This is a genomic window from Burkholderia sp. Bp9142 (assembly GCF_003853415.1).
In the GTDB taxonomy this organism is placed as follows: Bacteria; Pseudomonadota; Gammaproteobacteria; order Burkholderiales; family Burkholderiaceae; genus Burkholderia.
In genome coordinates this window covers 32809-57567 of the sequence record NZ_QTPP01000007.1, presented here as the reverse complement: position 1 = coordinate 57567, position 24759 = coordinate 32809, and the positions used below count along the sequence as shown (strand labels likewise).

Here is a 24759-nt window from a genome sequence, read left to right as displayed (position 1 = left end):
ACGCTGACGCGGCGCGACAGAAATGGCAAGTTGGCGCGACATACAGCGCTGACGCAATGCGATGAACGATGCGGCCGGCGCGACATGAATGCGATGTTCAAAAGCACGATTCATCGCCCACCTCCGCTGTCGCGAGCGCTGCTGACGCAGGCCGTGCGATGATTTCGACCTGCTCCGGACGTTGGTAATACCAGCCACGTCCGCCTTTCGTCTCCCGCTTTCGGATCCAGCCTATCGACTTGATCGCCTTGCCAATACGACGCTGCTCGGCCGGCGTCCACTTCGACATATCGAGCTTCAAACATTCGCCGAGGATCTCTTCCATGGTGACGCGATCCCTCAACTCGATGAATCGCGCGATCATCGGCTCGAAGACATCGCCTTCATACCGGGCATCCTGCTCGACACGGAACAGTGGCTTCTCGTCTGCCAACACCTGCCACGGAGCCGGAATAGCGCCATCGGCCTCGAGGTTCGCTGCGTCCCACTCGCAATACGTCTGAAACGCCTCGGCCCAGATCTGATCACGATCAGCTGCAAGCCCCTTCAGGTTCAGGATGTCGGCCACCTTGACCGGCCAGTAGCGGCGGTTGCCCGATTCGTCCTTCAGGTATGTGTCGAAGTTCACCGTGCCGGCGAACACGCTTTGACGTGGCACGTCGATCGCACGCTTCGCGTAGGGCGGCCGATAGGTGTCGACGGCGGTCGAGAAGAAGCGTTTCGAGTTCGACGACTCGGACTTCGAAAGCGCGTCGAGCTCGGCCAGCTCGATCACCCACTTCCCGGCCATCACCGCATACGAATCCTTGTCGCCGATGATGATGTTCGCGTCCGTGAACCAGCGCTGAGAGAAGATTGTCCGGAACGCAGACGATTTACCGGCATCCTGGGCGCCTTCGAGAATCAGGACGTTGTCCATCTTGCAGCCGGGCTTCATGACGCGACCGACCGACGCGACGAGCCACTTGAACCCGGCCAAGCGCACATACTCCGTGTCCTCAGCGCCCAGGTACGTTACCAGCCAGCTCCGCAGCCGCGGCGTCCCATCCCAGGTCAAGCTGGCGAGATAGTCGCGAACCTCGTGATACGAATTGCGCTCTGCCACCAGGAATACTGCGTCGGCGATCAGATCCGCACGCGGGCTTACCGCGTACCGCTGACCGAGCCACAATGCACAACGCGCGTCGTCGCGATCTGTCCATTCTCCCGCTTCACCGCCGGGGAATGGCGGAGGCTTCAACTTCACGATCCGCAATGCAAACAGCTCGAAGCCGAGCACGCCATCCCACTTCGGGTCATTCGCCAGGATCGCGAATATGTTGTCGACAGTCGGGAGCAACGCACCGCTGTTCGTGCGGCGCAGATCCGCGTACCAAGACCGAGGCTGTCGCGCATCTTCAGGGGGCGGTTCATCATCCGCAGCGCCAGCGTACGTCGCGGGCAACTCGTCTTGAGCAGCCAGCACCCGACGCGCACCCTTGTCGTTCTCCGGCGAAACGATGCCGGCCTTCTCCATTTCCGCGAGGAGCCGGGCAGCGCGGTTGTATCCGATCCGCAGTTGTCGCTGCACCAGCGACACGGAGGCTCGATGCGCTTCGCGCACCACCGAAACGGCCTGCTCGTACAGCGGATCAACCGTGCTTTCGACAGCATGCAAGTGTGGAAACGGCTTCACGTCACTCGCGGCCGGCGCCAATGCGGCGAGGATCGCGCGCGTGATCTGGTCTTTGACGACGTGCAGCCCTTCTTCACAATGCAGGTCGTTGAAGTCAGTCAGCTTACGGTCCTCGCGATTCGAGAAAACCGGAAACGCGACGCTGGCATTGCCGACAGCTACCGCCGCCTCTTCCGCACGCGACCGGCCGGTGTTTTCGAATCGCTTGATCTGCTCGGGCCGTGACTCGACGACAACGCGCAGCTCGACGAACGGAACGCCGCCGTTGATCTGCCCGATTTCGGCGCTCACGCGATGTACGGTGCCTCGATGTTCGATCCCGACCGGATCGGCACCGATGACTAGGTCACCGGAATAGCCAAGCTTGTCGGCGAGCCAGTTCCGCATCTGCTGCTCGACCTTCCAGTCGTCGTCAGCGCAGATCAAGATATGCACGTCTGGATACGCATCGCGCAATGCCTGCGCGGCCAGCATTATGTTGCCGGCGTCGAAACACACCGAAACCGGGATCGCGTCATCGGTCGCCATACGGATTGTGCGAGCAGTCGCGTACCCCTCCGCGACCATCACCACCTTGTCATCGGCGCTCGATGCGCCGAGGCGACATTCCGCGCCCTTCTTCTCCGTGCCCTTGTTGAACCGCTTCGCACCGTCCGGCGTGATCTTCTGCAAACCGACCATCCGCGCCCCGTCGGCGCTGTGGCGCCACATCGGTACGTAGATCGTCCCGTCGTCAGCGAAGCGCACACCTTCCGGCGTGATTTGCTTCCGCTCGAGGTACTGAGATTCGCCTACATCGGCAGCGTGTGCCCACTGATCCCAAGCACGGTTTGCAGCAAGCTTTGCAGCCTGTTGCCGCTTCTCCATCTCCGCTCGCTCGGTTTGAGCCTGACGTCGACGCGTTTCCTCAAGTACATCGGGTGGCAGCGTCGACCCTTGCCATTCGAATTTCTGAGCGCCGTTATCATCGGCGCTCCATTCGCCGAATGCACCGGTGTAGCCGACGACCTGTCCGTTACGGACGATTTCGTGCAGGGAGTACCAGTGTTTTTTCTTGGGCCCGTAGCGGTGCGGTTTTCCATCCGCGATGGGATGTCCTTCGGGCAATCGCGGGTGCCCCGCAGCATCGAGCTGCGCGATGATCTGGTCGATCGAGGACAAGGCTCACGCTCCGATCCAGAATTTGCGGGACGTAATATGAAGCCGGAACGATGCGCGGCCAGCAGCAAAAGACATGCACGAAGGGCTCGTGTTGAGGCGACGGACGCGGTTGTGGCGCGTACGAAGGGCGGACGATTGATTCAAAGTCACTTTGTTATCCCCGATTGGTAGATGCCTTTCGCCGATGGAATTCGGCGAGAGTGCGTTCTTCGAATGTCGCCAGTTGCTCTGCGCTGAGATAGCCGGCGACCTGGTCTTTGAATGCCACGCGATCTGCGCGTGACTGCATCGAGGCGCAATACTTCGCTGCAACGTCGAGTGCGACGGCGGGATCGGCATAACGTAGTGCGTGCTGCATCACATACCCGGCCGAGGCAGGAAACGTGTCGAACAGCATATTGAGAAGACGCGGGATACCCGACGGCATGCCGATCGCCATACGCTCAATCGCGGAGCTGGCGCAGCACAACTGATTGCCGTAGTCGCATGAAAGGCCCGCCTGTTCGCGATACGGGTTGCAGCACGCCATCCCCTCGGCGAAACGCATGATCAGCTTCGACCGAGCTTGCTGAGACGCACAACAGCGTCGATCAGCTGGTCCGCCATGCGCTGATGTGCTCGAGCAGCAACCGTGACCGCCTCAGCCTCGGCCGTTGTGATCTTTCCGTCCGCGACGGCGCCGCGAACCTCGTTCATCACGACACCGGTCTGGTGCGTGAGATCGAGAGCCTGGAGGACCAGGGCGTGAACGGTGTCTTGCCCCTCGGCTGCGTCGACGTTGGTCGCCCGAAGTCCAAAGCGCTCATTGAGCGCATAGAGCGCATCGTGTGCGTGCGGAGAACCGTGCTCCTCCATCCACTCGATCAGCAGCTCAAACATTTCCATCGAGAGGCGATTCTCGTCGACCGCGCGAAGACGCAACCGAAGCGACTCAACTGAGATCGAACGTCCGCGGCGAGCGGTCAGGAAGAGAGCTGCATCCGCCACCCCACCCGGCGTATTGCGCACCGACGTGTAGAGGACATCAAGCCAATCTGTCCCGCTATATCTGCAGGTCATAGGAGCCCCATTTGTTCTTGGTGATGGAGGACTTTCATTCTGTTTACCGGTCAACAGCCGACCTAAGATGCAGACTCGGTTGCGCGCTTGGGGCGACCGTCGAAGTAGTCGTGCAGCGCCTGGACAGTCGACACGCGGGGATCGGTAACCGCACCTGAGCTAATCTTCGCCAACGTCGAGTAAGGAACGCCGGTTGCCTTGGCGATCTCGCGCAGATTCCCCTTTTCCCGCCCAAGACGTTCGAGCGTGGCGTCCAACATCGAACGGCGGTGATGGTCCATAGCGGCACCTCAGAACTAAGAGTCCCGACATGATAGCCATTAATGGTTATTCATACAACCAAGCCGGCTCGGAAGATTGCCGCAAATGGCTAACCACGGGTGGCACGCTGTGGACCATGAAACGAGCAGACATCAGGCAAATACTTGCTAGACGCCTCCACAGCCTTATGGAGGTCACACCACATCTAGATACTCAGATGAAGGTCGCGACGCGCGCCAAGATCGCTCAGAGCACGGTCGGTCGAATCTTGCGCGGAGAGGTATACGCACAGCTCGCGCAGGTCGAATCACTCGCCGAAGCCTTCCGTGTCACACCGGCCTCCCTCCTCACGGACAAGGATGCGCCATCGAGCAGCACGCCAGTACAAGATGAATCAGGCTACAACAGCCTTCCGGAAGCCGATAAAGAGCAAATCAAGGCATTTATCGAGTTCACCATCCAACGGTACAAATCCAAATCCGAGGACACCCCCCTTACGGTGAGCTCAAGCAAGGAGCCCCCGCCTGGCCTAAAAGAGCGATTGCTCAATGCCATACAGCGTGAGTTAAATGATGACACGCTGAGCATTGACAATGAACCCAAAGAACAGACCAACCCACAGAAACGAAACCGGCATAGCTCGTCTCAGTGATTTCCGGGGCAATGAAAATCACTCAGGCGACATTCACAGCCAATCCACACTAGACCGCGCCGACACCGTCCGGCGGCACATCAAGCAAGCCCTCCTCGGGCCACCATCGCCCGCTATAGCTGCAGCAATGGTGTACCTGGATGCCAGGGGGCACTTGGGCATTTCCGCCGCCGGAATCGAGCCGGAGATGGCGGCCGCAATCGCCGACGAACTCCGGCAGCTCGCGACGACAATCGAACAGCACAAAGAACGCGAGCGACAGCGCCGCCCGCCACGCCGATTCGAGCGCGGCTACTCAAGCGTCGCAGCCCTAGCAGGCATCGCGTTTATCGTAGCGACATACATCAACCCATTCGACTGGCTAGACGCAGCCCTATCGCTTGCGGCACAACTGACCACCGCACTCGCATCCCGCCACTCAGCCGCGAGCAGTCAAGCCCCACCAACCACAAAGGGAACAAGAAAGGACATCTCAAATCTGAAATAGCCGTTTCTGGCTTGCATTGATTTCCATTAATGGCTATTCTCCGGTTCAGCGCGTCTTCCGACGCGCCCACCGGAGACCGCCATGAAATCCATCTATGACGCGCACACAGACGCCCGACGGGCGGAACTGCAGCGCATGCAGCAAAGCTACTTTCCGCCCGCCAAGCCGGTCGAGTCATCCGCCGCCTGGCGTCTCACGATCGTTGCCGCTCTGGTCGTGATTCTCGTGAATCTCGTGCCGAGCAACGACGTGCCGGCTGCACCGATCGCGCAGCAGCGCTCGATGGTGTAAGGGAGATCGCGCTATGAACACGATCACCCTTACCAACGGTGCGTTCAAAGGTCGTTTGGAAACGTATCTGCATGACCGCATTCGGGTCACCGCGATTGACCTGCTTCGCGAGGTTGCGGAACTGGATTCGCGCGAATGGTCGATCGAGGCGCAGGCACGCCTCGCAAAGGCCATGGAACAGCTCGGATGGCTGCGCCAGCCAAGCGCCGACAGCCCCGAATCATATTTCTACGCTGCCCCCGGCTACGCTGATCCGTTGCCGGGCGAAAAGCGGTTTCGCCAGTGCGCATCCTGCACTGGCTATTTCGGCCGTTATCCCTTCGGACGCGATATCACTCCGTGTCCTTGCGGGGAGTGCTTGCCCGATGACGGATTTCCGTCGCTAACACCTGAAAAAGCGCAACAGCATGGTCAGGTGACGCATCACTTCCAAAATGTGCCTTCGCAAGCGCACGACTTGCCGAAAGAAGATCGTTCAGATCTTCCAACACCTCCGCCGCTTCCGACGAAATCTTCCGCTGTCGGCGCTGACGATCCACATAGGTATCGAAATGAGTGTCGCCGTGATCAACGGTCGGAAAAAGGTCCGCCATCTGAATCCCCGTTTGTTGAAAGGGACAGCATAGCGCAGCCTTCGTCGCCCCCCGATGAAAAGCCTTGATCGGTGACGGGACTGGGTAATGGCAAAGCGGATACCTGTTACCGATGCCGACATTGCACGCGAGCATCGTCTCCGCCACCTTCCCGGCCCCGCCTCCGCATCCCTGACCAATCCAGCCCTCCGGATCTGCCTCGCGAACTGCGCGGCACTCCGGACGCGCGATCAGCAACCACACGCCAGACACGTCGACATGAAGAGTCGCGCGGCCGGCGAAAGCGAAGAGGAATAGCACGATGCCCCGCCAGATCAAGCGCTTCGAACCTGACGCCCCGCGCGGCGATACCCTCGGCCTGCGGACGATCGTCCGCTACAACCGTGAAACCCGTCGGCCCTCGACGCCGATCCTCATCGGTCAGACCGTGGTGATGCGCCGCCCGATCCAGGACAGCATCTACACCGAGTACCTGATCATGGACGGCGACCAGGTCGTCCGAACGCAGATCACGTATCCGAGCGACGGCGATTGCGAAAGCGCGATCAATGCCGCCCGTCGGCACCGGAAAGCAGCCGAACACGCGGCAACGACCGCTATTGAAAATGCCGCACGCAAGGCGAAGCCGCACAGCAAACGCGCGGCAAAGGTGGCAGCATGAAGAAGCCATCCACCGCTTGGACTCCGCCCACGACGTATGCGGGGTTCGTCGAACACGCGGAAACCTGCTATCGCCGCCGCCTTGCCGAGTTGAAGCGCGCAGAGAAGCAAATCCGCGCGATCGAACCCGATCTGCGAGCCCTGCACAAGAAGTACCAGCTCGCCGTCAGTCCGGCGGACTACTCGCTCGTACTCCGGGCCCATCGCGAAAACTACAGCTCGCGAGCCCAATATGTCCTACGCCTCGGCACGGGGATCTCGGCCGAGTACTCCGATCGCTTCGTCCACGCATTTCTCGCACTTGGCTGGGAATGCGAGCGCGTATGCGGCGACACGAAATATGCGCCGGTCATCCTCCGCAAGCCGAAGACGCAGCTCCGCATTGAGCTCGACGCTTCACCTGCGTTGCGCGAGACCCTCAAGAAGCCGGAGGCCGCATGAAGCTCTGCATTCATTGCAAGTACTACGGCGAGAACGTGCCTCCGCCGCTTCGCAGCGACGGACGACCAATGATCCGGCAACCCGGATCAGATCTTCACTGCATGCACATGAGCACCTCCGAGGGCATCGACCTAACCAACGGCGAGCCGATCCGATCGAACGGCGCCCTCGCGTACCTGCAACGCTCAACGCAGCCCCTGATCGCACGCTGGCTCAATAAGTGCGGACGCGATGGTCGCCACTTCGAAGCAATGGAGGAGACGCAATGTTCGCCCTCCTGATCGCCATCACCAGTTGCATGGCCTGTGCCCTGCTCGCGTCGACCGGCCGCGTGGTCGGCCGCGTCTTCGGCCTGGTCACTGCCCTCCTCTGGTTCGTTGCCGGCATGTCCGCCGGCAGCACTTCCGTCGCGTACGTTGCGGCTTTCTGCTCTGCCTGCTTCGCGCTGCCCATCATCCGCTCCGCATTCCGGAGGTTCCATGTCTAAAACCAAACCGCTCGCGCTGCTGCCGGTGTTCGAGACCGGCAACACGAAGGCAGCTGCAGCCCAAGCCGGCGCCAAGTCGGCCGATCTCTGGATGGTGCCGTACGACCAGATACATTACGATCCCGCCGACAACGTCCGCCCGGTCGACCACGCCTGGGTGAAGGAACTCACCGAGCTGATGATTCAGCACGGATACGACAAAGGGTCGCCGCTCCATTGCTACGTGCGCAAGGTTGGTGACAAAGACCATTTCTTCGTCTATAAGGGCCAGCACCGCTACCTCGCGGCAGGCGCAGCAAGGAAAGCCTGCGGAAACCCCAAACTGGTCGAAATACTCCACCTCGACAAGCTCCCGCTCGTCGTGCGGGATAGTCGCGAAGTCGATCGCGCGAAGATGGTTGTCGACGGCCACCACAGCAACCGTCAAAAGGCCGCGTCACCGCTCGATCTGGCCGCCGCGATCGCCGAACTGCGCGACATCCACCGGTACGACCAGAAGAAGATTTGCGACGAGCTGAACATCACGGACCAGACCATCCGCGACATCGCACTGCTCGAGCAAGCGCCGCAGGCGCTGCACGACCTGGTACGTAGCGGCGCCGTCGCCGGCACGCTCGCGATCGAAGAGATCCGCGCGCATGGCGGCGAAAAGGCGCTCGAACGCATCGTTTCCGGCCTTTCAAAGGCGAAGGAAGCCGGCAAGAGCAAGGTGACAAAGAAGCATCTGGTCGGCGGCAAGTCCTCGGAAAAGCCGACGTCGCCCAAGGCGGCGAAGATCACCGAGCCGTGCGCAAAGCAACTTTTGCAGGCCCTGCAGGCGGTATTGCACGACGAAGGTTTCGGCAAGCTGGCACCGGCGACGATCGACGCTGTTCACAAGGCACTCGTCCCGCTCACTGATTTGCTCGATGCGAAACCAGCCTCAAAGCATTGGCCCATTGCAGAACCTGACGAAAATGGCTGCTGCGATCCGGCCGACACGCTGTCCGGCCCTGAGCGCACCGGACGCGTCAAAGGGCCGCTCGCATACATTCGCGTCGCACAGCCAGCTCCCGGTGCGTGGATCTACTCGATCGAGTACAACACGGGCACGAGCTTCGCGAGCGACCCTCTGAAGGTATCTCCGCAGACGCGTGCCGTATGGACACGCGTACAAGCCATTCGCTCCGGCGCGGCGCGGCTCGTCGATACGATCAAGTCGCCGGTGCACGGGCGGACCAAGGCGGAGCAAGCGACATTTAAGCGGATCCTCGCGTGGGCGCACGAGATCATCGCTATGCCGGACCCCGATATGACCGCCGAATTCTCGGCAGCCACCGCCAAAGGGGAACGCCCCGATCTGTCGGATGTGTTGACGGCCATCGAGCACAAGCGGCGGATCAAGTCGAATACCGCGCTGCTCGCTTCTGCATTCCCGACGCACCAGGTGAAGCCCGGCCTCGACCCCGCGTCCGCATGGCCGTTCCCGACCGGAGGCGCGAAATGACCTCGCGCCCGGCTCTTTCTACCCCACGTCCGCTGTCGCGTAAGCGGGAACACGGAAAACAGCGCACTGCGATCGCGCTAGCGAGCGTCAACGGCAAGGCGATCGGGACCGAAAAGCGCGGGCGTGCGCCCGCAAAAGCGATCCAGAAGGACGAAGCGACGCTCGCGCGTCGCAAACCTATCCAGACGAACGAAGCCTCGGCGGTTGCCCGCCGAGGCAGAGCCGAGCGCCTCGAGGCGGTGCGCATTGCGATCCGCGAGCTCGTCGTCGAGATCTCGCAGGCGGCCGACGTCGAATTGCTCGACCTGATGGCCGACGAGGTCGGTTCGCTCGCCCGCCACAGAGCCGCACAGGAAGCCCGAACGTGGGCCGCCACTGCTGGCGTCACTCTCGAGACCGGGCTAATGCAACTCGATCGCGCACTGCCGAATCGAGAAGGGAGCCCCCAATGATCCCGCCGATCACCGATCCGTTAGGTCGCCACTGGAGGCAGCCACCCCGGAGGGAAATTCTCGTCGATGACGAGCATGCCGTCATGACGCGCTCGACCTTCGAGAAGCTGGCCGAGTACTCCGCATCGCGGCCGACCGGCGTCTACCCCGGAAAGATGTGGAGAGCGATCTACGACGACGGCGCTTTCCTACGGTGGTACGGAATCGTCGACGGCCGGCCGGATCTCTACTCCAACAACCAGCGATTGATCCTACTTGTGGAGGATCCGAAATGACCGTCTACGTCGACGACATGTACCTCCATCCTGCCGGCCAGTTCGGCCGCATGAAGATGTCGCACCTGATTGCCGATACAACCGCCGAGCTGCTCGCAATGGTCCGCACAATCGGCGTCAACGCGAAGTGGATTCAGCACGCCGGCACATCGGACGAACATTTCGATATCGCGATGTCGATGCGCCAGGCAGCGATCGCAGCCGGCGCCGTCACGATCACATACCGAGAGTGCGGCGCGATGAATGCGCGGCGACGCGTAACAGGGTTGCTTGGTTCGCCGGCCGACGCTATTGCATGGCTCCAGCAACATTTAGTAGAGCGCCGAACGGAGGTCACGCGATGAGCCTACTCACCCGTGCATACATTCTCGAAAAGTATGGCCCGCGCATGACGCTCGCTCAGTTAGCGCAATTGATGATGATGTCGGAAGGCACGATTCGTAACCAGATCAGCGCCGAAACGTTCCCGATACCAACGTACAAGGAGGGTGGTGCACGCTTCGCCGCGTACGACGCCGTTGCCGACTACCTCGACGAAATGTCGGCCCAGGCGCGACGTCGAGCAGCGTAGCTAAAGCCACTTTGATGTCTCAGTGCCACCCGACTCAGCCCGAGCCGCCACCGGCCTGCTGCGGTCACGATATACTCCGCCGATCGCATCGACCGGGGCGGCACACAATTGGAAACCAATACGAAATTGCCAAAACCCACCGTTCTGCTCGGCAAATTCGCACCCGGCAGAATACTCACTCGGACCCACGGCTTTCCGCCGAACGTCGACGAACCGATTTTTCTCTGGCGGGACGATACCGAACTGAAGGCTCATGCGAGCTACGCCGCCGCCAAGGCCGGCGATACCCAAGCCGCCATCGAACTGGTTAGCGATCTCAGCGAGCCGCTGTATTGGAAAGTCCGCGAGATTGCGAATACGCGACGATGGCCGGAAGTGATCTTTGTTGCTCCGCACGCCCGAGAGGCACGTGGAGACAACGCCATCCCCCAAGTGCTCGCAGTAGTACTCAGTGTTGTGATGGGCGCCGTTGACGAACACATTGTGCAGACCACGAAGGTGTATCACACCGGCGCTGACGCAATGGAACGCCTCATCGCACGCGCATCGTTTCAAGGTTCAGTTCAGCGCGGTGGAAACTACGTCCTCGTCGACGACGTGACAACGCTCGGCGGCACCCTTTGCGACCTGTCAGATTACATCCGCCGAAATGGCGGAAACGTGGTGGCGGCCGTCGTTCTGGTGAACGCAAGCCGGTCTGGTAAACTATTCCCTGCACGAAAAACCGTGCGCCGTCTAGAGGAGCAATTCGGCCATGTCATCCGCGAAACGTTCCGCATCGAGCCAACTGCGCTCACGGCCGACGAAGCCCAGTACCTCGTTGGCTTCCGTACCGCTGAGGAAATCAGAGGTCGCAGCGCTAAAGCAAAGCAAACGACAGATCTCCGACTCCGTTCGAAAGGCATTGTCTTCGACCGGACTGGGACAACACCGCGGCAAGGCGCGGTAAAGAAAGCGCACCGCGTTGCGTTTCCGGGCGCGAGCGCAGTCCGATCCGGGCGCTGGATCAAAAAGCGCCCCCGATAAGGGGTCTAGTCTCCGCTATTCCCCGCCCACAACCTTCAGCTGCCCCTTTTTCGCAACCTGATCCGGCCGCAAATTCGTATACCGCTTCAGGTTGCGCCAATCCTTGTGGCCGGTCACGGCCGCGACCTCGGGAATATCCCACCCGTCCTCGAACAGCGCGCTCGTCGCTTCGTGCCGCAGGTCATGCAGCCGCAGATCGACAATCCCTTTGTCGTCACACGCCAGCTTGAAGTACTTACTGGCCGTGCTCTTATCGAACCGGAAGATGAACTCGTTCGGGTGCGGCTCGATCAATGGGTCCGCCCGGCGCTTCGCCTCATAGTTTGGCGGCACGGGATATCGCGGCTGGCGCAACAGCACTTCGAGCGAGTCGCCGATCAGCGGTACCCACTCGTCATTACCCTTCTTCTGGCGTGGATGCTTCCGATCGCGGACAAGGGCGAGCCGACGCTCGACGTCGAGATCCGACCACGTCAACCGAAACAGCTCGCCGCGCCTGAACGCGCTTTTCATCGCGACGCGAATAACATCCGGCACCGCCTGTTCACGCTCCGGATGCTCGGCAAACCATTGGAAAATTTTCACGATTTCGTCGCGGGTCGGCCGGCGGTCGCGAAGTTTGCCGGGACCGATGAGTTGCAGGTGATCAAGCGTTGGCCGCGCGATGCTTGGGGCGTGCGGAAGTCGGAGATCGAGAAGCGACGCCATATGCTTGAACACGGTTCCGAGCTTCGAAATGTCCATGTCGATGGTGTACTGCCCCGCCCCTTCTTTCTTTCGCTCCTGTGCAAACTTGACGAGCCGCTTGGTCGACAGCTTCGCAGCCACTTCATCATCAAAGTGACTTTCCAGGCGCTTGAGCATGTAGTCTTCATTCGACTTTTCAGCCACCGGCCGACTGGAATCATTCCGAGCGTTCCTATACAGTCGTACCAGCTCGCCGACCGTGATAGTCTGCTCGTCGACGGCAGCCTGACCTTTGTCGATTCCGCCCTCGATCTCACGCGCCCATGCTTCCGCAGCACCCTTCGTTCGAAATGTCTTTGATATACTCTGTCCCCGCCGGCGGACTTGTGCCCGCCAGCGGTCGCCGATCTTGAGGATCGAAGCCATGAACCCCCCGTCTGTGGACTGTAGCAACGCATCATCCACACACGCTGCTACAGGGTCGATTTGTAGCAGAATTGTAGCAGGCAGGGCGTTAAACTATGCTTCACGACCCGTCATTTCGCATCATTAGCGAGCGGGATTAAATCCTCGAAAGGCAAGCGGGACAAGGCTAAGAGCCTGATTTACAAGGGTTCGATCCATCCCGCTCAAACTATCCGCTCCCCGTAGTTCAATGGATAGAACAAGCGCCTCCTAAGCGCTAGATACAGGTTCGATTCCTGTCGGGGGGACCAGCCAAGCCCCAAACCATCCCCAAGATTCACAAGAAACTCCCCGCTCAAGCCCGTCTGGCGGCCGTCTCGTGCCCATCGTCACCCAACGTTGCTCAGTGACAGCCGGAGAAAGTGTTGGTATTTTTGTTGGTATCAGCAGATACCAACAACACAGATACCAACCATGCCTCTCACTGACATACAGGTACGGAACGCGAAGGCCAACGCGGCCCCGTACAAACTCACGGACGGCAACGGGATGTTCTTGCTCGTCCAACCGAACGGCGCAAAATACTGGCGCTTGTCTTACCGTTTCCTTGGCAAGCAGAAGACGCTCGCCCTCGGCGTCTATCCGGCCGTCACGCTCGCGACGGCACGGAAGAAGCGCGACGAGGCCCGCGAGCAGATCGCGGCCGGCATCGATCCGGGCGAGGCGAAGAAGGACGCGAAACGGGCCGCCGAGATCGCGGCGGCCAACTCGTTCGAAGCGGTAGCCCGCGAGTGGTTCGACTCCCAGCGCCCGGGCTGGAGCGACGGCTACGCAGAGAAGGTGTTGAATTCGCTTGAGGTCGACGTGTTCCCGAAGATCGGTGCTCGCCCGATCGCGGAGATCGACTCGCCGCAGATGCTCAGCATCGTTCGCGAGGTCGAGGCGCGTGGGGTGCGGGAGACGGCGAAGCGGATTCTCCAGCGCTCACGCGCGGTCTTCCAGCACGGGATCATGACCGGCCGATGCTCCAGGAATCCGGCAGCCGACATCGACGCGCAAACGGTCTTGAAGAAAGGGCCGGGCGTGCAGCACATGGCCCGCGTCAAGGCAACGGAGATTCCGCAGCTCATGCGCGACATCGACGCCTACCAAGGCGACCTAGTCACCCGGCTCGCGCTGCGCCTGATGGCGCTGACCTTCGTGCGGACAACAGAAATGATTCGTGCGGAGTGGTCGGAGTTTGACGAGGCCGCTGCAGAATGGCGCGTGCCGCCCGAGCGCATGAAGATGCGCGACCCGCACATCGTGCCGCTATCGCGGCAGGCGCTCGACGTACTCGCCCAGCTCCGCGCGCTCAACGGCCAGCATCGATTCGTGTTCTACAGCGTGCAAGGCCGAAGCCACATTTCGAACAACACCATGCTCTATGCGCTCTACCGCATGGGCTACAAGTCGCGAATGACGGGGCACGGATTTCGCGGACTGGCGGCTACTGCTCTGCGTGAACTAGGCTTCGGCCGCGATGTTGTTGAGCGCCAGATGGCACATGCCGAACGCAATCAGGTGACGGCCGCGTACGTCCATGCCGAATATCTGCCGGAGCGCAGGCGCATGATGCAGGCATGGGGCGATCATCTGGATCGTCTCAAAGCAGGAGCGGAAATCGTGTATATCGCATCCACCCGATAGCGCGCCAACATTGACTAGAACGAGCAGACGTGGGACTAGTCTCCAACCAGTCAACACGCCCCACACTTCAGACCAAGGTGAAGCACATGGCAAACAAAATATTCGACGCTTTATTCCGCGAGCAAGTTGACGTTTTTAGAGCTGCCTTCTCCGCAACATCAACAGAAATTTTCTACGATTCGTCCAATGAAAGATTATTTCACGCCGGCGAATATGGAATTTACCGCGAATCGATTGTTCGAGACTTTCTTAAATTCATTATCCCGCAAAGCCTCGACCTCTCAACAGGGTTTATTCTTTCGACAATGGACGACGTGAGCACACAATGCGACATAATCGGTTTCGATTCACGACTGACCCCCTTGTATCAGGAAGGTGATCGACAGCGCTTTTTCCCTCTTGAGTCTGTATATTGCGTTGGCGAAGTTAAATCAACGCTCTCCCGCACCGCCCTACGTCAAGCACTCAATAAACTTGCAGCAACAAAGAGGCTGGGAGAGCGCATTAGTGACCCCGGCGTCGCAAGACCGGACCAACCGCAGTTCAATCCGACCGACGATGCTCGACAACTATTTTCGAGCTTTCTCATTTGCCAGAAATTGGATTTCAATACAAATAATCTGGAGAATGAAATTGACGGCCTTTACGACTCAGATGTTTCACATCGCCACAAACACAATTTGATAATTAGCATCGAAGATGGATTATTGACCTATATAGATCACAACGGAACTACGAACCCCTACCCACGATTTGCAGCAAAGGACTTGAAACATCTCTTCGCGCTCCCCGAAAAGGATCCGTACTATCACTTCAAAGTTTTCAGCTCCCTCCTGTTCCTCCTGACGTCAAACAAAACTCCGTGGTATCCGGAATTCTCGCGGTACGTCAAAATATCCGACGACGCAGCGGCCGGGCGCGTTCAACAATAATTAATAGCCCTGCACAGATATGCCCCCCCTTGCCGCGCGCCTCCCACCGATTTCTCAGGGTTGGCATTGCACTGCCGGCTCCATGCATGTCGGTATGAATATGACCCCCCTTAGGCGCGCCGGGAGTAGGAAAAACGCGCGGGTGTGAGCCCCCGCGTCTTTGCCCTAGACGCAGGGTCCCCCGCTCTCCGGCCGCCCCGACACTTGCGGCCGGCGCAACAATGCCCGATCGGGGCTCATCGCGGAGCCCCCCCCTCGAAAACACGTTGTCAACGCACCTCGAATCCCGGAGAGCCTCGCCCCGTCTGGCTTCGCGGTGGAAGCAGACGGTCGACGCCTGTCTGCTCAGTGCAAAATGAGTTGGAGAGTTGGAGATAAACGCCTGAATCGGCCGCAAAGCCTTATGGGGTAAGGCTTTGTGTGTCTCCAAACAATTTGGAGAACGCTGGAGATACTGGAGATAAACCGGGCTGGATTGTTACGGATACGGCAAGATTCGCGGCCATCGCCGGCCCGGTTCCATCTGGAGCGTACCGCTCAAAGTAACTTTGACGCACGGACCAAAAATGCCGCGCAAAGGGATGCCCGCCACCGCCCTCCCGGACGGCGGCGGTGCAGCTTAGATTTCGAGTGAGAAGATGGACGGCAGGACGCGATAGACCATGAGTCTCTTTGTCATGCCAGGGATATGCTCTTGTCGATACGGACGCCCGTCGCTGCGCGGCATCAGCACGCCCCGCTTCATCAAAGCCTTCTCGACGATCCGATGATCGTAGCCGGCACACACCTCCTTGCGAAACACGGTTGATTCGATCAGGTATTCCGTCTCGACGCTTTCCGCGTCTTCGGCGCTCATCTTCTCGCCGAACTCGGCGTAATACGCTTGATCCGACTCAATGGCGACGCTGCTCTTGTCGTGTTTCACGAGTCGTTTCCAGCCCGCACGGTGCGGCGCGTTCGGCCGATGGTCGTCCTGCGCCCGGTTCATCCATACGAAACGGTTGTCGCCGTGTGCGACGAGGAAGTGCAGCACCTGTCGCACAGCATCCGCTTCGTCCGAATTGCCGGTGCCACCGCGCAGTTCGAGCCAGCCTTCGAAGCAGCGACGGGCGGCCTCGACCGCTTCGCCCTGCGGCCAGCCGGTCAGCCCGTGTGCCGTCGCCAGCTCGCCGGCTACCGCAACGAGGCAGAACCGCTTGGCGACGCGCGCGACCTGCGAATGCGAGCCGTCCGGCACCCATTGCCCGACCAGCTCGTCGACGCGCATGCGCAGATGCTCGGCCAGCTCGCCGGCCTGCGACGACGCCCATTCGATGAACGCGGGGCCGGCCGTGCCGTAGTGCATGCCGGCGTGCCGCTCTAGATGCTCGATCAGCGCGGCCGGCGTCGGAAAGCCGTGCAACTTCTCGACCACGCCCATTTCGCCCACCTCGGCCGGGATCGCCGGCAAGCGCACCTCGATACCGCCTTTCATGGGCTTGTTGCCCTCGGCCATCAGGGCAGACACGCTCTTTTCACCGTTCGACAGGAACAGCAGCCGCCACGTGAGCACGGGCTTCGCCGAGCCGCTACGCGACGCGCGGGCCTTGCCCGACTCGTTCGCAAGCATGTAGATCACATCGCCGACCAAGCGCGGCTCGACCTGCCCGATTTCGTCGAGGATCAGCAGCGCGTCGCTATGCTGCGTGGCGACGGCTTCGAGGGCGTTGTCGGTCGCCTTCCAGCTCCGCACGTAGTCCGGCGAGCCGAACACGGACGCGGCGATAACGCCGCCCGTCGACTTGCCCTTGGACGTCGTGCCGAGCAGGTGAAACCCGCCCGACTGAAGCCCGGAGAAGTGCAGCAGCGGACCAGCGAAGGCGGTTGCGACGCAGAACAGCAGCCGGCTATTGCCGACGCAGTAGGCTGCGACCTCGCGTTGCCAGTCGTCCAGCGTGCCGCGCTCCTTAAACTGACTCTGGATCGGCGTGTCGGCCTGATAGATCAGCGCCTCTTTGCCGGTGCCGATGACGCGATCCGGCAGCACGAACGCGCCGTGATGCCAGCCGACGCGCGGCACGCAGCGCACGCGCTCGTCCGGCTGCGCCATCTGCACATAGTTCGCGATCTGCGTGCGGGCGATCTGCGTCACGCCGAGCTTCACGCCCATATCGAGCAGCATGCGGCGCAGCTCCGTGCCGTCGCCGGCAAAGAGGCCGGCCGGCACCGCCCACCGTTTCAGGATGCCGTCGCGATCGGTGAATTCGAGCAGGTAGCCCCACTCGCTGTTCATCTCGTTTCGCGTCTCCGCGATCACGTCGATACGCGTGCTGACCCAATGCGGCGGCAGCGGATCGCCTTGATTGTTGAAGCCGTGAAACCACACGCCCTTGTCGTCGACGACGATCCGCGACTTGCCGTCCTGCGCGCGAGCCGTTTTCGGGCGCTTGGCGGGCTTCGCGGCGGCTGGAGCGACCTTGCCCTTGCCGACGTCAGCCGAGCCGGCCAGCGTGAGCGCAGCACGCACGGCGGCGGCCACCGCATCCGGGCCGACGTGCGCAGCCAGGTCGTTGAAGTCGGTGCCGGCGGCTGGCCGGTTCGGACCGAAGTCGGGCACCGCGACGATGCCGGCGACTGCCTCGGCCGCCGCGCGGGCCTTCGTCACGCCCGGATTGCCCTTCGTCGTGTGGTCGTCGTCGGCGCAGACGACGATGCGGGTGTCCGGATACTGGCCGCGCAGCGCCATCGCAACCGCGTGCAGGTTGCCGGCATCAAACGCGACGGCAGCCGGATAGCCGGTCGCGGCCGCGAGCGTCGCGCACGTGGCGTAACCCTCGCCAATCAGCAGCGTGGACGGCGCGGAAGATAGCGGGCCGCCGATCAACGAGAAGCAGCCCGCCTTGCGGCCGTTCGGCAGATAGCGTTTCTGGCCGTCCGTCAGGATGAATTCCAGCGTCCACAGCTTGCCGTCGGCGTCACGGGCCGGGATGACGAGGGCGCCGTCGCATGCGGCCGTGCCGATGCACAAGCCCCCGCGATAGACGCGCAGCGCGTCGACCGGGATGCGCTTGCGAACGAGATACGGATGATCGGCCGGCGCAGGTTCGGCCCCCGACCAGATCGATTCGGCGAGCATCGACGCGGCTTGCTGTTTCTCGGTCAGTTCCGCCAGCTCGGCCGCTTCGCGGGCCGAGCGTTCGGCCTTCTGCCGCTCGCGCTCCGCTGGATCGATGGGCTTGGCTCGATGCGCACGCGGATCGAAGCCGCCGAGCTTGGCGAGGTGAAACAGCGTGTTGATGGTGATCTTGCCGCCCTTGAACGACTTCCACACATCACGCGCGTCCTTGCCGTTGTAGTTCTGCGCGCCTTGGCTCCATTCGTTCCAGAGGGCGAAGCCCTCCTCGCCAAACTCGGCCTTGAGCGCCATCCCCACCTGACTCCACGTGTCGCGGTCGTCTGGCGGGACATAGCCGAGCGCGACTCTCGCCCGCTCGAATTCGGACATGGGTGCGTTACTCATAGGTTCCCACTGGACGCGCGTCGGTCGACTTCCGATTAGTAGTCCATATCGGGCAAGTAGCTACCCGACGCGCGAAGAATTGAATGATGTGACGATGCCTAGCGGCGCAGCGTCAGCCGGCCGCGCGAGGCACCGATAGAACGGCCCCGCCGGCCGTGACGTCGTTGCTGTAGACGTAGCGGCCGAGCCGCGACTCGCCAAGGGCGTCGTTGGCCGCCTCCAGCGCCGCGCCGATCGACGGCAGGGACGCGCGGAACAGGCTCAGCACAAGCCAGTAGTCGTCATCGGACATGGCCTTGTCGGCCGCCCAATGCAGGCTGTCCAGCAGTTCCATGGCGTCGCTGATCCGCGTGCCGATGCGGTTGTGATCGGGACGATTCACTTCGGCCACGAAGTGCGGCGCGAGCGGCTGCACGGCATTCTTGTTCGTCTTTGCCATGGTCGCCCCTCAGTGCGTCGTACGCGGCTCGCGCGTGACAAGGCCGAGTGCCGCGAACAGATGCTGCTGCACGCGCCCCATCAGGCCGGCCGCGAACGCTTGGCGGCTGATCGTCACGCGGTGCGCGTCGACGTCGCCCGCGTCCTGCATGGCGGATTCCATGCCGCGCGCGAACGCGGCGGCTTGATGGGCCGCGTAGTCGTGCAGCCGCACGTCGCCTTTCAGGTCGAGCCATGCGTCGGCGCAGATCGCGCCCAGGTCGACGGCGAATTGCAGCTCGATCGGTGCGCCGGTATCCAGCGGCGGTGCGTTGTCGAATCCGTCGACAACCGCGGTTCGGATGCGCTGGTCAGTCATGGCACACCTCCGGCTGCGCAGTGCGACGCATTTCGGCCGAATACCGGCTCGCGACGCTTTGCCCCATGTCGACGAGCGCGCGCTCGTAGGTGCCCTCCGCAAGATGCGAACGGACAGCATCGAACAGGGCTTCGAGCTGGGCGAATTGATGGGCCGCACACATGGCGATCATCGTGACTTCGTTCGGCAGGCGGTATTTAGACATGGCGCACCTCCAGAATCGACGCGAGGAGTTGCCCGACGTCGATCGTGCAATCCAGCTCCGCTTCGCCGCGAATCGGCGTGAGGTTCCAGTCGTGGACGGCTGCGTGCGTGAAATCGCCGGACCGCCGAGCGTAGATGCTACGTCCCGTGACGGGGCCGCCCAAGATCCGCACGCGCCAATCGTGATCGGGCGTCGGGCGAGCCGATGCCACCTCGACCAGCATGCCGATACGCGAGCGAGCATCGCATTTCGTGACGATCGCCAGATCGCCGATCTTGCAGCGCAGCTCAGCCATGACGCACCTCCGCACGGACGAGCGCGGCGATCGCGGCCAGTGCCGCGCCGGTTGCGTCGAGCGCGTCCTGGTACGTGCTGGCGGTTGCTGCGTCGCGCAGTGCGGCGCGGACGATGGATTGAATGAGGTGGGATTGCTGCCCGGTATGGGCGTGCGTGGACTGGCGCATTGGCTGCGACTCCTTTTGCTGGGTTCGGAACCCGGCCCCCGCTGTCAAACGGGGTGGCCGGGCACATGGCGGGGTTGACAGACCGGCGCAAAAGGGAACCGGCGTGCGCGAACGCACCCCCACCAAGGCCCGACCATAGAAGGCGCAAGGTGTACGGACGTAAAAAAACCGCACAGCGGCGGTTGTCCGCCTTTTGCAATTTCCGGCTGTCACCCCGGGTCGCTGTTGTCTCAGCGACGCCCACAGGATACTGCGCACCGCCGCGATGCGCAAATCGCTGAAGGGACGGACCAGTGACAGCGACGTCACGCAACCGACGTGCCCTGCCTTCCATCACGGCAAAGTGACTTTGACGAGACATCATGCAGGGGCCTTCGGATCAAGCATGAAAACCGCGTGCTTGAGGAGTTCGACCGCGCGTTTAGCACGCGACGGCATACGTTCGGCGTCGCGCTCGAATACCGTGGCGGCCGCCGCGATCCAACAAGCCGCCTCGCGTCGACCTTCGTCCACGCAACGCACGTGCGCTTCGGCGAATCGCTCGCGCTGGCGCTCCAACTCGCTTTCGTAGAATGCTGTGTCGGCGTCTCGTTTGGCTTCTCGAGCTGCCACGCGCGCGCTCGTCACATTCACGCTATTCGTCATCACGCGCCCTCCTTCACTTCGCACGCAGCATCGGCAGTGCGATAAGTCAACGGGTTGGCCATCCAGCGGTGAATCTCTCGATTCGACCAGACGGTGCAGCGCTGCGTCAAACGACTTGCACGCGGAAAGCGCCCTTCCAACTCGCGCTGTCGGACCGTCTCGCGGGATAACGGGATGAAGGGCCGCAGATCACTCCAACGCGAAAAGCCGTCAAGCGGTAGTCCGACCGGGGCCTGTGACGCGAATGTATTGCTTGCAGACATTTTGTGCTCCCTAAGCGTAGCTGTGCCACCATCGGCACAACCGGGAGCTTGGAGCACCAAACGCGACCGACGTATCGACAATCCCGTTTAGAACCGTGCAAAACAAGACTATCGTTGCGTCAATCGCGTTTTATCAATTCACGTGGCAAGCCAAGCCCGTTTCAGCTTGCGCACATGGTCAGCCGTGACGCCGAAGCGAGCCGCAATATCTGAGCAAACATTGCGTCCCTGAAAGTCCTCACCACTACGCCGACGCCTGTTAAATTCTTCGACGATCTTTGTATTCTTTGCACCAGCAAGCCGCGCAGCCTGAGCCGGCTTGATGGCCTTTTGCCTCTCGCGCATCGCCTGATCTTGCCGCTCTCGTTGTTCAGCTTGGAGCTGCGCCAAATGTGCCTGCGACATGTCGCGCTCCTCAGCGTGCTCGGCAAGCTGATCATGCAAAGCATTAATTCGTTCGAGGAATGCCGATTCCGTTTCACGGCGCGCGTATAGCACCACTCCTTCCAACGTACGGCTATTAAACAACTCATGCTTCATCAGTTCTTGCGCCGTGCGCAGATCATCCTCGTCAATGCACTTGACGAGCAGGCCGGCCAGCAAGGCCATCGCCTCCCCAACCGGCACATCGCGTGGAATGATGTCTTGCATCCGCCCGAATGGACTTTCACCGTCCTCCGCAGCAAAAGGCTGAGACGCCCGGTGTTTTGCTTCTATGGCGGCGAAAGAGAGAATGCTTCTTCTGACACATTGCCGCGAGCGTCGTGAACGAAAACCGGCGCGTGGCTTGTGTTTGGGAACTAGACTAGGTGTCTTTATACGTAGCAATAGTGCACCCTTCTGTGCGGCCTTCACGAAGAATGCCGAGCCAGCCGGTGAAGGTATCCGGTTTTCAGGTGGCCGCCCTAGGCTCGACGCGACAATTTTACCTTCAACGTTGAATCAAACGCGCTATTGCGCAATGTCTAGCGCTTCGCAAAGTGCGCTCCTCAGCGCCTGCATTTTCTCAGGTGCTACCTGTCCGCCGGTCACCGCCTTAAGCATTTCGACCGGTTTGCGATCATTTGTCGGCACCGGCAGCCCGAGAAACGATTCCAAACACCCCGTAAACTGGACTGGGCGGGCCAAGGTCCAATCGTTTCTCGACGCCTCCACTAACTCATTCATCGCTTTGTGGTGCGCTCTATCGTGATCATCGTCAAGCATAACGCCGTGCGGGATTCCGTAGACTTCCAAGAGTGCCATGTAGCGGTGGAAGTTGAACTTCCCGAGAACGTCGACGACACAAATTCGATGCGGGCTCAGGTCATACCAATCGTTCGCGAGCAGATAGTTGAATAAACCACGCTCAGTCGCTCCCTCAACCAGCAGCACTTTGTCCGAAAAAAATAGAGATGATCGCTCACCGTCAAGCCAAAGTTGAAATCGAAAGCGTTCTTCTTGGACAGCAATGTCGGCTGCGGGTGGATCTGCGATCAGCGTCCTCGCATTCCGTTTTCGATCGTCTGGAATCTCTGGATTTGCGACAAACGCCTCCAACGCCCTAAGTAGTTCGCCTCCCCTCTCGAACAGCTCCTTGATCTGCCCACCGCGTGGCTGGAACGTGCGCGATGCACCTTCGAATCGCCAAACACGCACAACCTGCCCAATCTGTTCCGCCGCCTTGCCCGCAAATGTTGGAGAGTGTGTCGTAACGATAACCTGCTGCCCTTGCTCGGCTCCGAGTCGGCGCAGATGATACGCCATGCTTTCTTGTTGACTAGGATGAAGAAAGGTTTCCGGCTCTTCGAACAGTACGAGATTGAACGACGGGTTGAACTCTTTCTTGTCAGGCTTTCTCTCATCCTTGAATGTCGGGGCTAAGCGAATCAACTCGTAGATGACGGACCGCTGGAAGCCATGGCCATAGCGCTCCAGGTCAAAGCCCGCGTTATCCAAGGATGAATCCACAAACGCAAATTTGATGAGCGATTTTGAGATGTCTTCTGGGCCCATCGAATTTACCGACAAGTCAATCTTGATGCTCCACGACGATATTGCCGTGTTGATAGGAGTCGAGATTTCGCTCAGGAAACCGTCCTTCTGACGCGCTTCGTCGTTCAGTTTCTCAAATGCAGCCGACAATTCTCTGTACGCCTCACTCTTCGCCACCACCTTCTTCAGCAGAAAATTGAGCATATTGCGCAGCGGCGACGGGCCGCTCATCTTTGTTTGCTCTGTGGCCGTCGTCAGTGCTGGAACATATAGCACTTGCCCAAGCTTGGCCGCACTGACATTCTTCGCCCCGTAAAAAAGCTCCGCGTCCGGCTGCCCTTTGACGAATCCATAGATGTTGCTTTGGCTAGCCTGCACGCGCCCCTTTTCGTCTGATACGAAGTAACGACGCACCGGCAAACGCTGATCAGCAACCCCCTCCTTGTACTTGTCCGCGAGGTTCGCCCACTCGTCGTCATCAAGTTGATACGTGAGCTGGACCCATGCCTCCTTATCCGCCGCTCCAACTTTGGGGAAGTCGTCGCTCGACCATTTCAGGTCGTCATAAAACACTCGCAACGCGTTGACAATGGTGCTCTTTCCCGCATTGTTTGCACCGACAAGCAGCATATAGTCATGCGCTTCGATATCGACATCGAGCGCCGATCGGAAGTTGTGAATGTTGATTGCTCGCAGCTTCATGGTCACCTCCTCACGCGTGTGATGGGTCTTTCTGAATAGTTGGTGCTGCCCTGCCCCGTACGTACCTGCTCCAAACACGCGACGAAACACGCTCGCGTACAACACGGCTCTCCTGAGTATTGAGCCTCGATTACCGCACTGGCAATCTACTCCATTGCACTCACCGCTTGTGATTCGGAAGTGTCCGAAACCGAACCCTTACGGACATAGGCATACAGGCATGTCCGAAAATAAGGGTGTAGATGTTATGGACATAGGATATGATTCGGACATCCCTTTCGAACACATTGAACCTCGACATGAGCCGAACCTTTGCATATGCCCGCGTCAGCACCGGCGATCAAACGACAGCGAACCAACTGCGCGAGATCGAGACGGCCGGCTTCTCTATAGACAAGCGGAGGGTTGTGACGGAAAGCATCTCAGGCAGCGTTAGCGCGCAACAAAGACCGGGGTTCGCAGATTTACTCCGCAGGATGGAGGAAGGCGACGTGCTGATCGTGACGAAGCTGGACCGGCTCGGTAGAAACGCGTTGGACGTGCGTGCGACCGTTGAAACTCTTTCGGGTCGTGGCATTCGAATTCATTGCCTCGCGCTCGGCGGCGTCGATCTGACCAGCGCCGCTGGTCGAATGACGATGCAAGTACTAAACGCTGTGGCCGAATTTGAACGTGACTTGTTGATCGAACGAACGCAAGCTGGTATCGCTCGTGCCAAAGCGGAAGGAAAATCTATGGGTCGCCCATCCGCACTATCCAAGACGCAGCAGAACGAGGTTCGGCAACAATTAGGGGAAGGGGCGAGTGTGGCAAGCCTTGCAAAGCGATACAGCACAAGTCGTCAAACGATCATGCGGGTACGCGACGCGAAGTAGATTCCCTGTAAACCAAAGTCACTTTGCGTAAGAAAAGCCAATCTGA

General features: G+C 60.4%; 32 protein-coding genes and 1 tRNA gene. 18 read left to right on the top strand and 15 right to left on the bottom strand.

All coding sequences use genetic code 11. The features are described 5' to 3' along the window. Positions 1–97: 97 nt before the first annotated feature. From DIE22_RS10185 to DIE22_RS10170, 4 genes are all read right to left on the bottom strand, one after another. A complete protein-coding gene (locus DIE22_RS10185; protein ID WP_124605013.1) occupies positions 98–2836 on the bottom strand; it encodes a VapE domain-containing protein in 2739 nt (912 codons plus the stop codon). Between the two features lie 154 nt (positions 2837–2990). Continuing rightward, positions 2991–3383 carry a hypothetical protein gene (locus DIE22_RS10180; RefSeq protein WP_124605012.1) on the bottom strand — a complete coding sequence of 131 codons (393 nt, stop codon included), beginning with the start codon at positions 3381–3383 and terminating at the stop codon, positions 2991–2993. 2 nt (positions 3384–3385) lie between these two features. Beyond that, positions 3386–3895 (bottom strand): phage regulatory CII family protein, encoded by a 510-nt coding sequence (locus DIE22_RS10175; protein ID WP_124605011.1) that lies wholly within the window; start codon positions 3893–3895, stop codon positions 3386–3388. 62 nt (positions 3896–3957) lie between these two features. Further along, complete coding sequence (locus DIE22_RS10170) at positions 3958–4176, bottom strand: helix-turn-helix transcriptional regulator (protein ID WP_124605010.1); 219 nt, start codon at positions 4174–4176, stop codon at positions 3958–3960. 29 nt (positions 4177–4205) lie between these two features. Between DIE22_RS10170 and DIE22_RS10165 the strand changes: the two genes are divergently transcribed. The 14 genes from DIE22_RS10165 (at position 4206) to DIE22_RS38690 (ending at position 11577) form a co-directional block, all read left to right on the top strand. Beyond that, entirely contained in the window at positions 4206–4808 is a 603-nt protein-coding gene (locus tag DIE22_RS10165) for a helix-turn-helix domain-containing protein (protein WP_124605009.1), read from the top strand. Positions 4809–4935: 127 nt separating this feature from the next. After that, entirely contained in the window at positions 4936–5295 is a 360-nt protein-coding gene (locus tag DIE22_RS10160) for a hypothetical protein (protein ID WP_124605008.1), read from the top strand. A gap of 81 nt (positions 5296–5376) precedes the next feature. Continuing rightward, the gene (locus DIE22_RS10155; RefSeq protein ID WP_124605007.1) at positions 5377–5586 is read left to right on the top strand and encodes a hypothetical protein; all 210 of its coding nucleotides are present in this window, start codon (positions 5377–5379) and stop codon (positions 5584–5586) included. A gap of 13 nt (positions 5587–5599) precedes the next feature. After that, positions 5600–6247, top strand: coding sequence for a hypothetical protein (locus DIE22_RS10150; RefSeq protein ID WP_124605006.1), 648 nt, complete (start codon positions 5600–5602; stop codon positions 6245–6247). 233 nt (positions 6248–6480) lie between these two features. Then, on the top strand, positions 6481–6840 hold the full coding sequence (locus DIE22_RS10145; protein ID WP_124605005.1) for a beta-hexosaminidase: 360 nt from the start codon (positions 6481–6483) through the stop codon (positions 6838–6840). Next, positions 6837–7280 carry an ACP synthase gene (locus DIE22_RS10140; RefSeq protein WP_124605004.1) on the top strand — a complete coding sequence of 148 codons (444 nt, stop codon included), beginning with the start codon at positions 6837–6839 and terminating at the stop codon, positions 7278–7280. The genes DIE22_RS10145 and DIE22_RS10140 overlap by 4 nt, the downstream gene beginning before the upstream one ends. Next, on the top strand, positions 7277–7561 hold the full coding sequence (locus DIE22_RS10135) for a hypothetical protein (RefSeq protein ID WP_124605003.1): 285 nt from the start codon (positions 7277–7279) through the stop codon (positions 7559–7561). Before DIE22_RS10140 ends, DIE22_RS10135 begins: the two co-directional genes overlap by 4 nt. Then, complete coding sequence (locus DIE22_RS10130) at positions 7546–7767, top strand: hypothetical protein (RefSeq protein ID WP_124605002.1); 222 nt, start codon at positions 7546–7548, stop codon at positions 7765–7767. Before DIE22_RS10135 ends, DIE22_RS10130 begins: the two co-directional genes overlap by 16 nt. Next, a complete protein-coding gene (locus DIE22_RS10125; protein WP_124605001.1) occupies positions 7760–9253 on the top strand; it encodes a pyridoxal phosphate biosynthetic protein PdxJ in 1494 nt (497 codons plus the stop codon). The genes DIE22_RS10130 and DIE22_RS10125 overlap by 8 nt, the downstream gene beginning before the upstream one ends. Next, positions 9250–9705: a hypothetical protein gene (locus tag DIE22_RS10120; RefSeq protein WP_260426642.1), complete on the top strand. Its 456-nt coding sequence runs from the start codon at positions 9250–9252 to the stop codon at positions 9703–9705. The genes DIE22_RS10125 and DIE22_RS10120 overlap by 4 nt, the downstream gene beginning before the upstream one ends. Continuing rightward, on the top strand, positions 9702–9980 hold the full coding sequence (locus DIE22_RS10115) for a hypothetical protein (RefSeq protein ID WP_124605000.1): 279 nt from the start codon (positions 9702–9704) through the stop codon (positions 9978–9980). Before DIE22_RS10120 ends, DIE22_RS10115 begins: the two co-directional genes overlap by 4 nt. Further along, on the top strand, positions 9977–10324 hold the full coding sequence (locus tag DIE22_RS10110; RefSeq protein ID WP_124604999.1) for a DUF4031 domain-containing protein: 348 nt from the start codon (positions 9977–9979) through the stop codon (positions 10322–10324). The genes DIE22_RS10115 and DIE22_RS10110 overlap by 4 nt, the downstream gene beginning before the upstream one ends. Continuing rightward, positions 10321–10551 carry a hypothetical protein gene (locus DIE22_RS10105; RefSeq protein WP_124604998.1) on the top strand — a complete coding sequence of 77 codons (231 nt, stop codon included), beginning with the start codon at positions 10321–10323 and terminating at the stop codon, positions 10549–10551. Before DIE22_RS10110 ends, DIE22_RS10105 begins: the two co-directional genes overlap by 4 nt. Before the next feature lie 108 nt (positions 10552–10659). Further along, positions 10660–11577 carry a conjugal transfer protein TraN gene (locus DIE22_RS38690; protein ID WP_260426641.1) on the top strand — a complete coding sequence of 306 codons (918 nt, stop codon included), beginning with the start codon at positions 10660–10662 and terminating at the stop codon, positions 11575–11577. 15 nt (positions 11578–11592) lie between these two features. Here the strand turns inward: DIE22_RS38690 and DIE22_RS10095 are convergent, their stop codons facing one another. Beyond that, positions 11593–12690, bottom strand: a complete 1098-nt coding sequence (locus DIE22_RS10095; protein WP_124604997.1) for a site-specific integrase — start codon at positions 12688–12690, stop codon at positions 11593–11595. 215 nt (positions 12691–12905) lie between these two features. Between DIE22_RS10095 and DIE22_RS10090 the strand changes: the two genes are divergently transcribed. The 3 genes from DIE22_RS10090 to DIE22_RS10080 all read left to right on the top strand — a co-directional run bounded on the left by DIE22_RS10090 (position 12906) and on the right by DIE22_RS10080 (position 15290). After that, positions 12906–12980: transfer RNA gene (locus DIE22_RS10090), tRNA-Arg, on the top strand. 163 nt (positions 12981–13143) lie between these two features. Then, positions 13144–14358 (top strand): tyrosine-type recombinase/integrase, encoded by a 1215-nt coding sequence (locus DIE22_RS10085; RefSeq protein ID WP_124604996.1) that lies wholly within the window; start codon positions 13144–13146, stop codon positions 14356–14358. An 86-nt stretch (positions 14359–14444) separates the two neighbouring features. Continuing rightward, positions 14445–15290 (top strand): DUF6602 domain-containing protein, encoded by an 846-nt coding sequence (locus tag DIE22_RS10080; protein ID WP_124604995.1) that lies wholly within the window; start codon positions 14445–14447, stop codon positions 15288–15290. Positions 15291–15909: 619 nt separating this feature from the next. Here DIE22_RS10080 and DIE22_RS10070 read toward each other — a convergent pair. The 10 genes from DIE22_RS10070 to DIE22_RS10025 all read right to left on the bottom strand — a co-directional run bounded on the left by DIE22_RS10070 (position 15910) and on the right by DIE22_RS10025 (position 23838). Next, positions 15910–18774 carry a DUF927 domain-containing protein gene (locus DIE22_RS10070; RefSeq protein ID WP_185640588.1) on the bottom strand — a complete coding sequence of 955 codons (2865 nt, stop codon included), beginning with the start codon at positions 18772–18774 and terminating at the stop codon, positions 15910–15912. 127 nt (positions 18775–18901) lie between these two features. Further along, complete coding sequence (locus tag DIE22_RS10065) at positions 18902–19228, bottom strand: hypothetical protein (protein ID WP_009908646.1); 327 nt, start codon at positions 19226–19228, stop codon at positions 18902–18904. 9 nt (positions 19229–19237) lie between these two features. Next, a complete protein-coding gene (locus tag DIE22_RS10060) occupies positions 19238–19585 on the bottom strand; it encodes a hypothetical protein (protein ID WP_004522498.1) in 348 nt (115 codons plus the stop codon). After that, positions 19578–19790: a hypothetical protein gene (locus tag DIE22_RS10055; protein WP_006765346.1), complete on the bottom strand. Its 213-nt coding sequence runs from the start codon at positions 19788–19790 to the stop codon at positions 19578–19580. Before DIE22_RS10055 ends, DIE22_RS10060 begins: the two co-directional genes overlap by 8 nt. After that, positions 19783–20085: a hypothetical protein gene (locus tag DIE22_RS10050; RefSeq protein WP_124604993.1), complete on the bottom strand. Its 303-nt coding sequence runs from the start codon at positions 20083–20085 to the stop codon at positions 19783–19785. The genes DIE22_RS10055 and DIE22_RS10050 overlap by 8 nt, the downstream gene beginning before the upstream one ends. Beyond that, complete coding sequence (locus tag DIE22_RS10045; RefSeq protein ID WP_012329039.1) at positions 20078–20254, bottom strand: hypothetical protein; 177 nt, start codon at positions 20252–20254, stop codon at positions 20078–20080. The genes DIE22_RS10050 and DIE22_RS10045 overlap by 8 nt, the downstream gene beginning before the upstream one ends. 360 nt (positions 20255–20614) lie before the next feature. After that, on the bottom strand, positions 20615–20899 hold the full coding sequence (locus tag DIE22_RS10040; RefSeq protein WP_185640587.1) for a hypothetical protein: 285 nt from the start codon (positions 20897–20899) through the stop codon (positions 20615–20617). Beyond that, positions 20899–21162, bottom strand: coding sequence for an AlpA family transcriptional regulator (locus tag DIE22_RS10035; RefSeq protein WP_124604991.1), 264 nt, complete (start codon positions 21160–21162; stop codon positions 20899–20901). The genes DIE22_RS10040 and DIE22_RS10035 overlap by 1 nt, the downstream gene beginning before the upstream one ends. 138 nt (positions 21163–21300) lie before the next feature. Continuing rightward, complete coding sequence (locus tag DIE22_RS10030) at positions 21301–21813, bottom strand: hypothetical protein (protein ID WP_059856050.1); 513 nt, start codon at positions 21811–21813, stop codon at positions 21301–21303. Between the two features lie 300 nt (positions 21814–22113). Next, positions 22114–23838, bottom strand: coding sequence for an ATP-dependent endonuclease (locus tag DIE22_RS10025; RefSeq protein WP_124604990.1), 1725 nt, complete (start codon positions 23836–23838; stop codon positions 22114–22116). A gap of 299 nt (positions 23839–24137) precedes the next feature. On the opposite strand from DIE22_RS10025, the gene DIE22_RS10020 reads away from it, so the two are divergent. After that, positions 24138–24713, top strand: a complete 576-nt coding sequence (locus DIE22_RS10020) for a recombinase family protein (RefSeq protein WP_124605081.1) — start codon at positions 24138–24140, stop codon at positions 24711–24713. Positions 24714–24759: the final 46 nt, after the last annotated feature.

What these genes read in the sequence shown, in the direction of transcription:
- DIE22_RS10180 (WP_124605012.1), bottom strand. Translation starts at nt 3,383, where the DNA reads ATGCGTTTCGCCGAGGGGATGGCGTGCTGCAACCCGTATCGCGAACAG.
- DIE22_RS10175 (WP_124605011.1), bottom strand. Translation starts at nt 3,895, where the DNA reads ATGACCTGCAGATATAGCGGGACAGATTGGCTTGATGTCCTCTACACG.
- DIE22_RS10170 (WP_124605010.1), bottom strand. Translation starts at nt 4,176, where the DNA reads ATGGACCATCACCGCCGTTCGATGTTGGACGCCACGCTCGAACGTCTT.
- DIE22_RS10165 (WP_124605009.1), top strand. Translation starts at nt 4,206, where the DNA reads ATGATAGCCATTAATGGTTATTCATACAACCAAGCCGGCTCGGAAGAT.
- DIE22_RS10160 (WP_124605008.1), top strand. Translation starts at nt 4,936, where the DNA reads ATGGTGTACCTGGATGCCAGGGGGCACTTGGGCATTTCCGCCGCCGGA.
- DIE22_RS10155 (WP_124605007.1), top strand. Translation starts at nt 5,377, where the DNA reads ATGAAATCCATCTATGACGCGCACACAGACGCCCGACGGGCGGAACTG.
- DIE22_RS10150 (WP_124605006.1), top strand. Translation starts at nt 5,600, where the DNA reads ATGAACACGATCACCCTTACCAACGGTGCGTTCAAAGGTCGTTTGGAA.
- DIE22_RS10145 (WP_124605005.1), top strand. Translation starts at nt 6,481, where the DNA reads ATGCCCCGCCAGATCAAGCGCTTCGAACCTGACGCCCCGCGCGGCGAT.
- DIE22_RS10140 (WP_124605004.1), top strand. Translation starts at nt 6,837, where the DNA reads ATGAAGAAGCCATCCACCGCTTGGACTCCGCCCACGACGTATGCGGGG.
- DIE22_RS10135 (WP_124605003.1), top strand. Translation starts at nt 7,277, where the DNA reads ATGAAGCTCTGCATTCATTGCAAGTACTACGGCGAGAACGTGCCTCCG.
- DIE22_RS10130 (WP_124605002.1), top strand. Translation starts at nt 7,546, where the DNA reads ATGTTCGCCCTCCTGATCGCCATCACCAGTTGCATGGCCTGTGCCCTG.
- DIE22_RS10125 (WP_124605001.1), top strand. Translation starts at nt 7,760, where the DNA reads ATGTCTAAAACCAAACCGCTCGCGCTGCTGCCGGTGTTCGAGACCGGC.
- DIE22_RS10120 (WP_260426642.1), top strand. Translation starts at nt 9,250, where the DNA reads ATGACCTCGCGCCCGGCTCTTTCTACCCCACGTCCGCTGTCGCGTAAG.
- DIE22_RS10115 (WP_124605000.1), top strand. Translation starts at nt 9,702, where the DNA reads ATGATCCCGCCGATCACCGATCCGTTAGGTCGCCACTGGAGGCAGCCA.
- DIE22_RS10110 (WP_124604999.1), top strand. Translation starts at nt 9,977, where the DNA reads ATGACCGTCTACGTCGACGACATGTACCTCCATCCTGCCGGCCAGTTC.
- DIE22_RS10105 (WP_124604998.1), top strand. Translation starts at nt 10,321, where the DNA reads ATGAGCCTACTCACCCGTGCATACATTCTCGAAAAGTATGGCCCGCGC.
- DIE22_RS10095 (WP_124604997.1), bottom strand. Translation starts at nt 12,690, where the DNA reads ATGGCTTCGATCCTCAAGATCGGCGACCGCTGGCGGGCACAAGTCCGC.
- DIE22_RS10085 (WP_124604996.1), top strand. Translation starts at nt 13,144, where the DNA reads ATGCCTCTCACTGACATACAGGTACGGAACGCGAAGGCCAACGCGGCC.
- DIE22_RS10080 (WP_124604995.1), top strand. Translation starts at nt 14,445, where the DNA reads ATGGCAAACAAAATATTCGACGCTTTATTCCGCGAGCAAGTTGACGTT.
- DIE22_RS10070 (WP_185640588.1), bottom strand. Translation starts at nt 18,774, where the DNA reads ATGTCCGAATTCGAGCGGGCGAGAGTCGCGCTCGGCTATGTCCCGCCA.
- DIE22_RS10065 (WP_009908646.1), bottom strand. Translation starts at nt 19,228, where the DNA reads ATGGCAAAGACGAACAAGAATGCCGTGCAGCCGCTCGCGCCGCACTTC.
- DIE22_RS10060 (WP_004522498.1), bottom strand. Translation starts at nt 19,585, where the DNA reads ATGACTGACCAGCGCATCCGAACCGCGGTTGTCGACGGATTCGACAAC.
- DIE22_RS10055 (WP_006765346.1), bottom strand. Translation starts at nt 19,790, where the DNA reads ATGTCTAAATACCGCCTGCCGAACGAAGTCACGATGATCGCCATGTGT.
- DIE22_RS10050 (WP_124604993.1), bottom strand. Translation starts at nt 20,085, where the DNA reads ATGGCTGAGCTGCGCTGCAAGATCGGCGATCTGGCGATCGTCACGAAA.
- DIE22_RS10045 (WP_012329039.1), bottom strand. Translation starts at nt 20,254, where the DNA reads ATGCGCCAGTCCACGCACGCCCATACCGGGCAGCAATCCCACCTCATT.
- DIE22_RS10040 (WP_185640587.1), bottom strand. Translation starts at nt 20,899, where the DNA reads ATGACGAATAGCGTGAATGTGACGAGCGCGCGCGTGGCAGCTCGAGAA.
- DIE22_RS10035 (WP_124604991.1), bottom strand. Translation starts at nt 21,162, where the DNA reads ATGTCTGCAAGCAATACATTCGCGTCACAGGCCCCGGTCGGACTACCG.
- DIE22_RS10030 (WP_059856050.1), bottom strand. Translation starts at nt 21,813, where the DNA reads ATGCAAGACATCATTCCACGCGATGTGCCGGTTGGGGAGGCGATGGCC.
- DIE22_RS10025 (WP_124604990.1), bottom strand. Translation starts at nt 23,838, where the DNA reads ATGAAGCTGCGAGCAATCAACATTCACAACTTCCGATCGGCGCTCGAT.
- DIE22_RS10020 (WP_124605081.1), top strand. Translation starts at nt 24,138, where the DNA reads ATGAGCCGAACCTTTGCATATGCCCGCGTCAGCACCGGCGATCAAACG.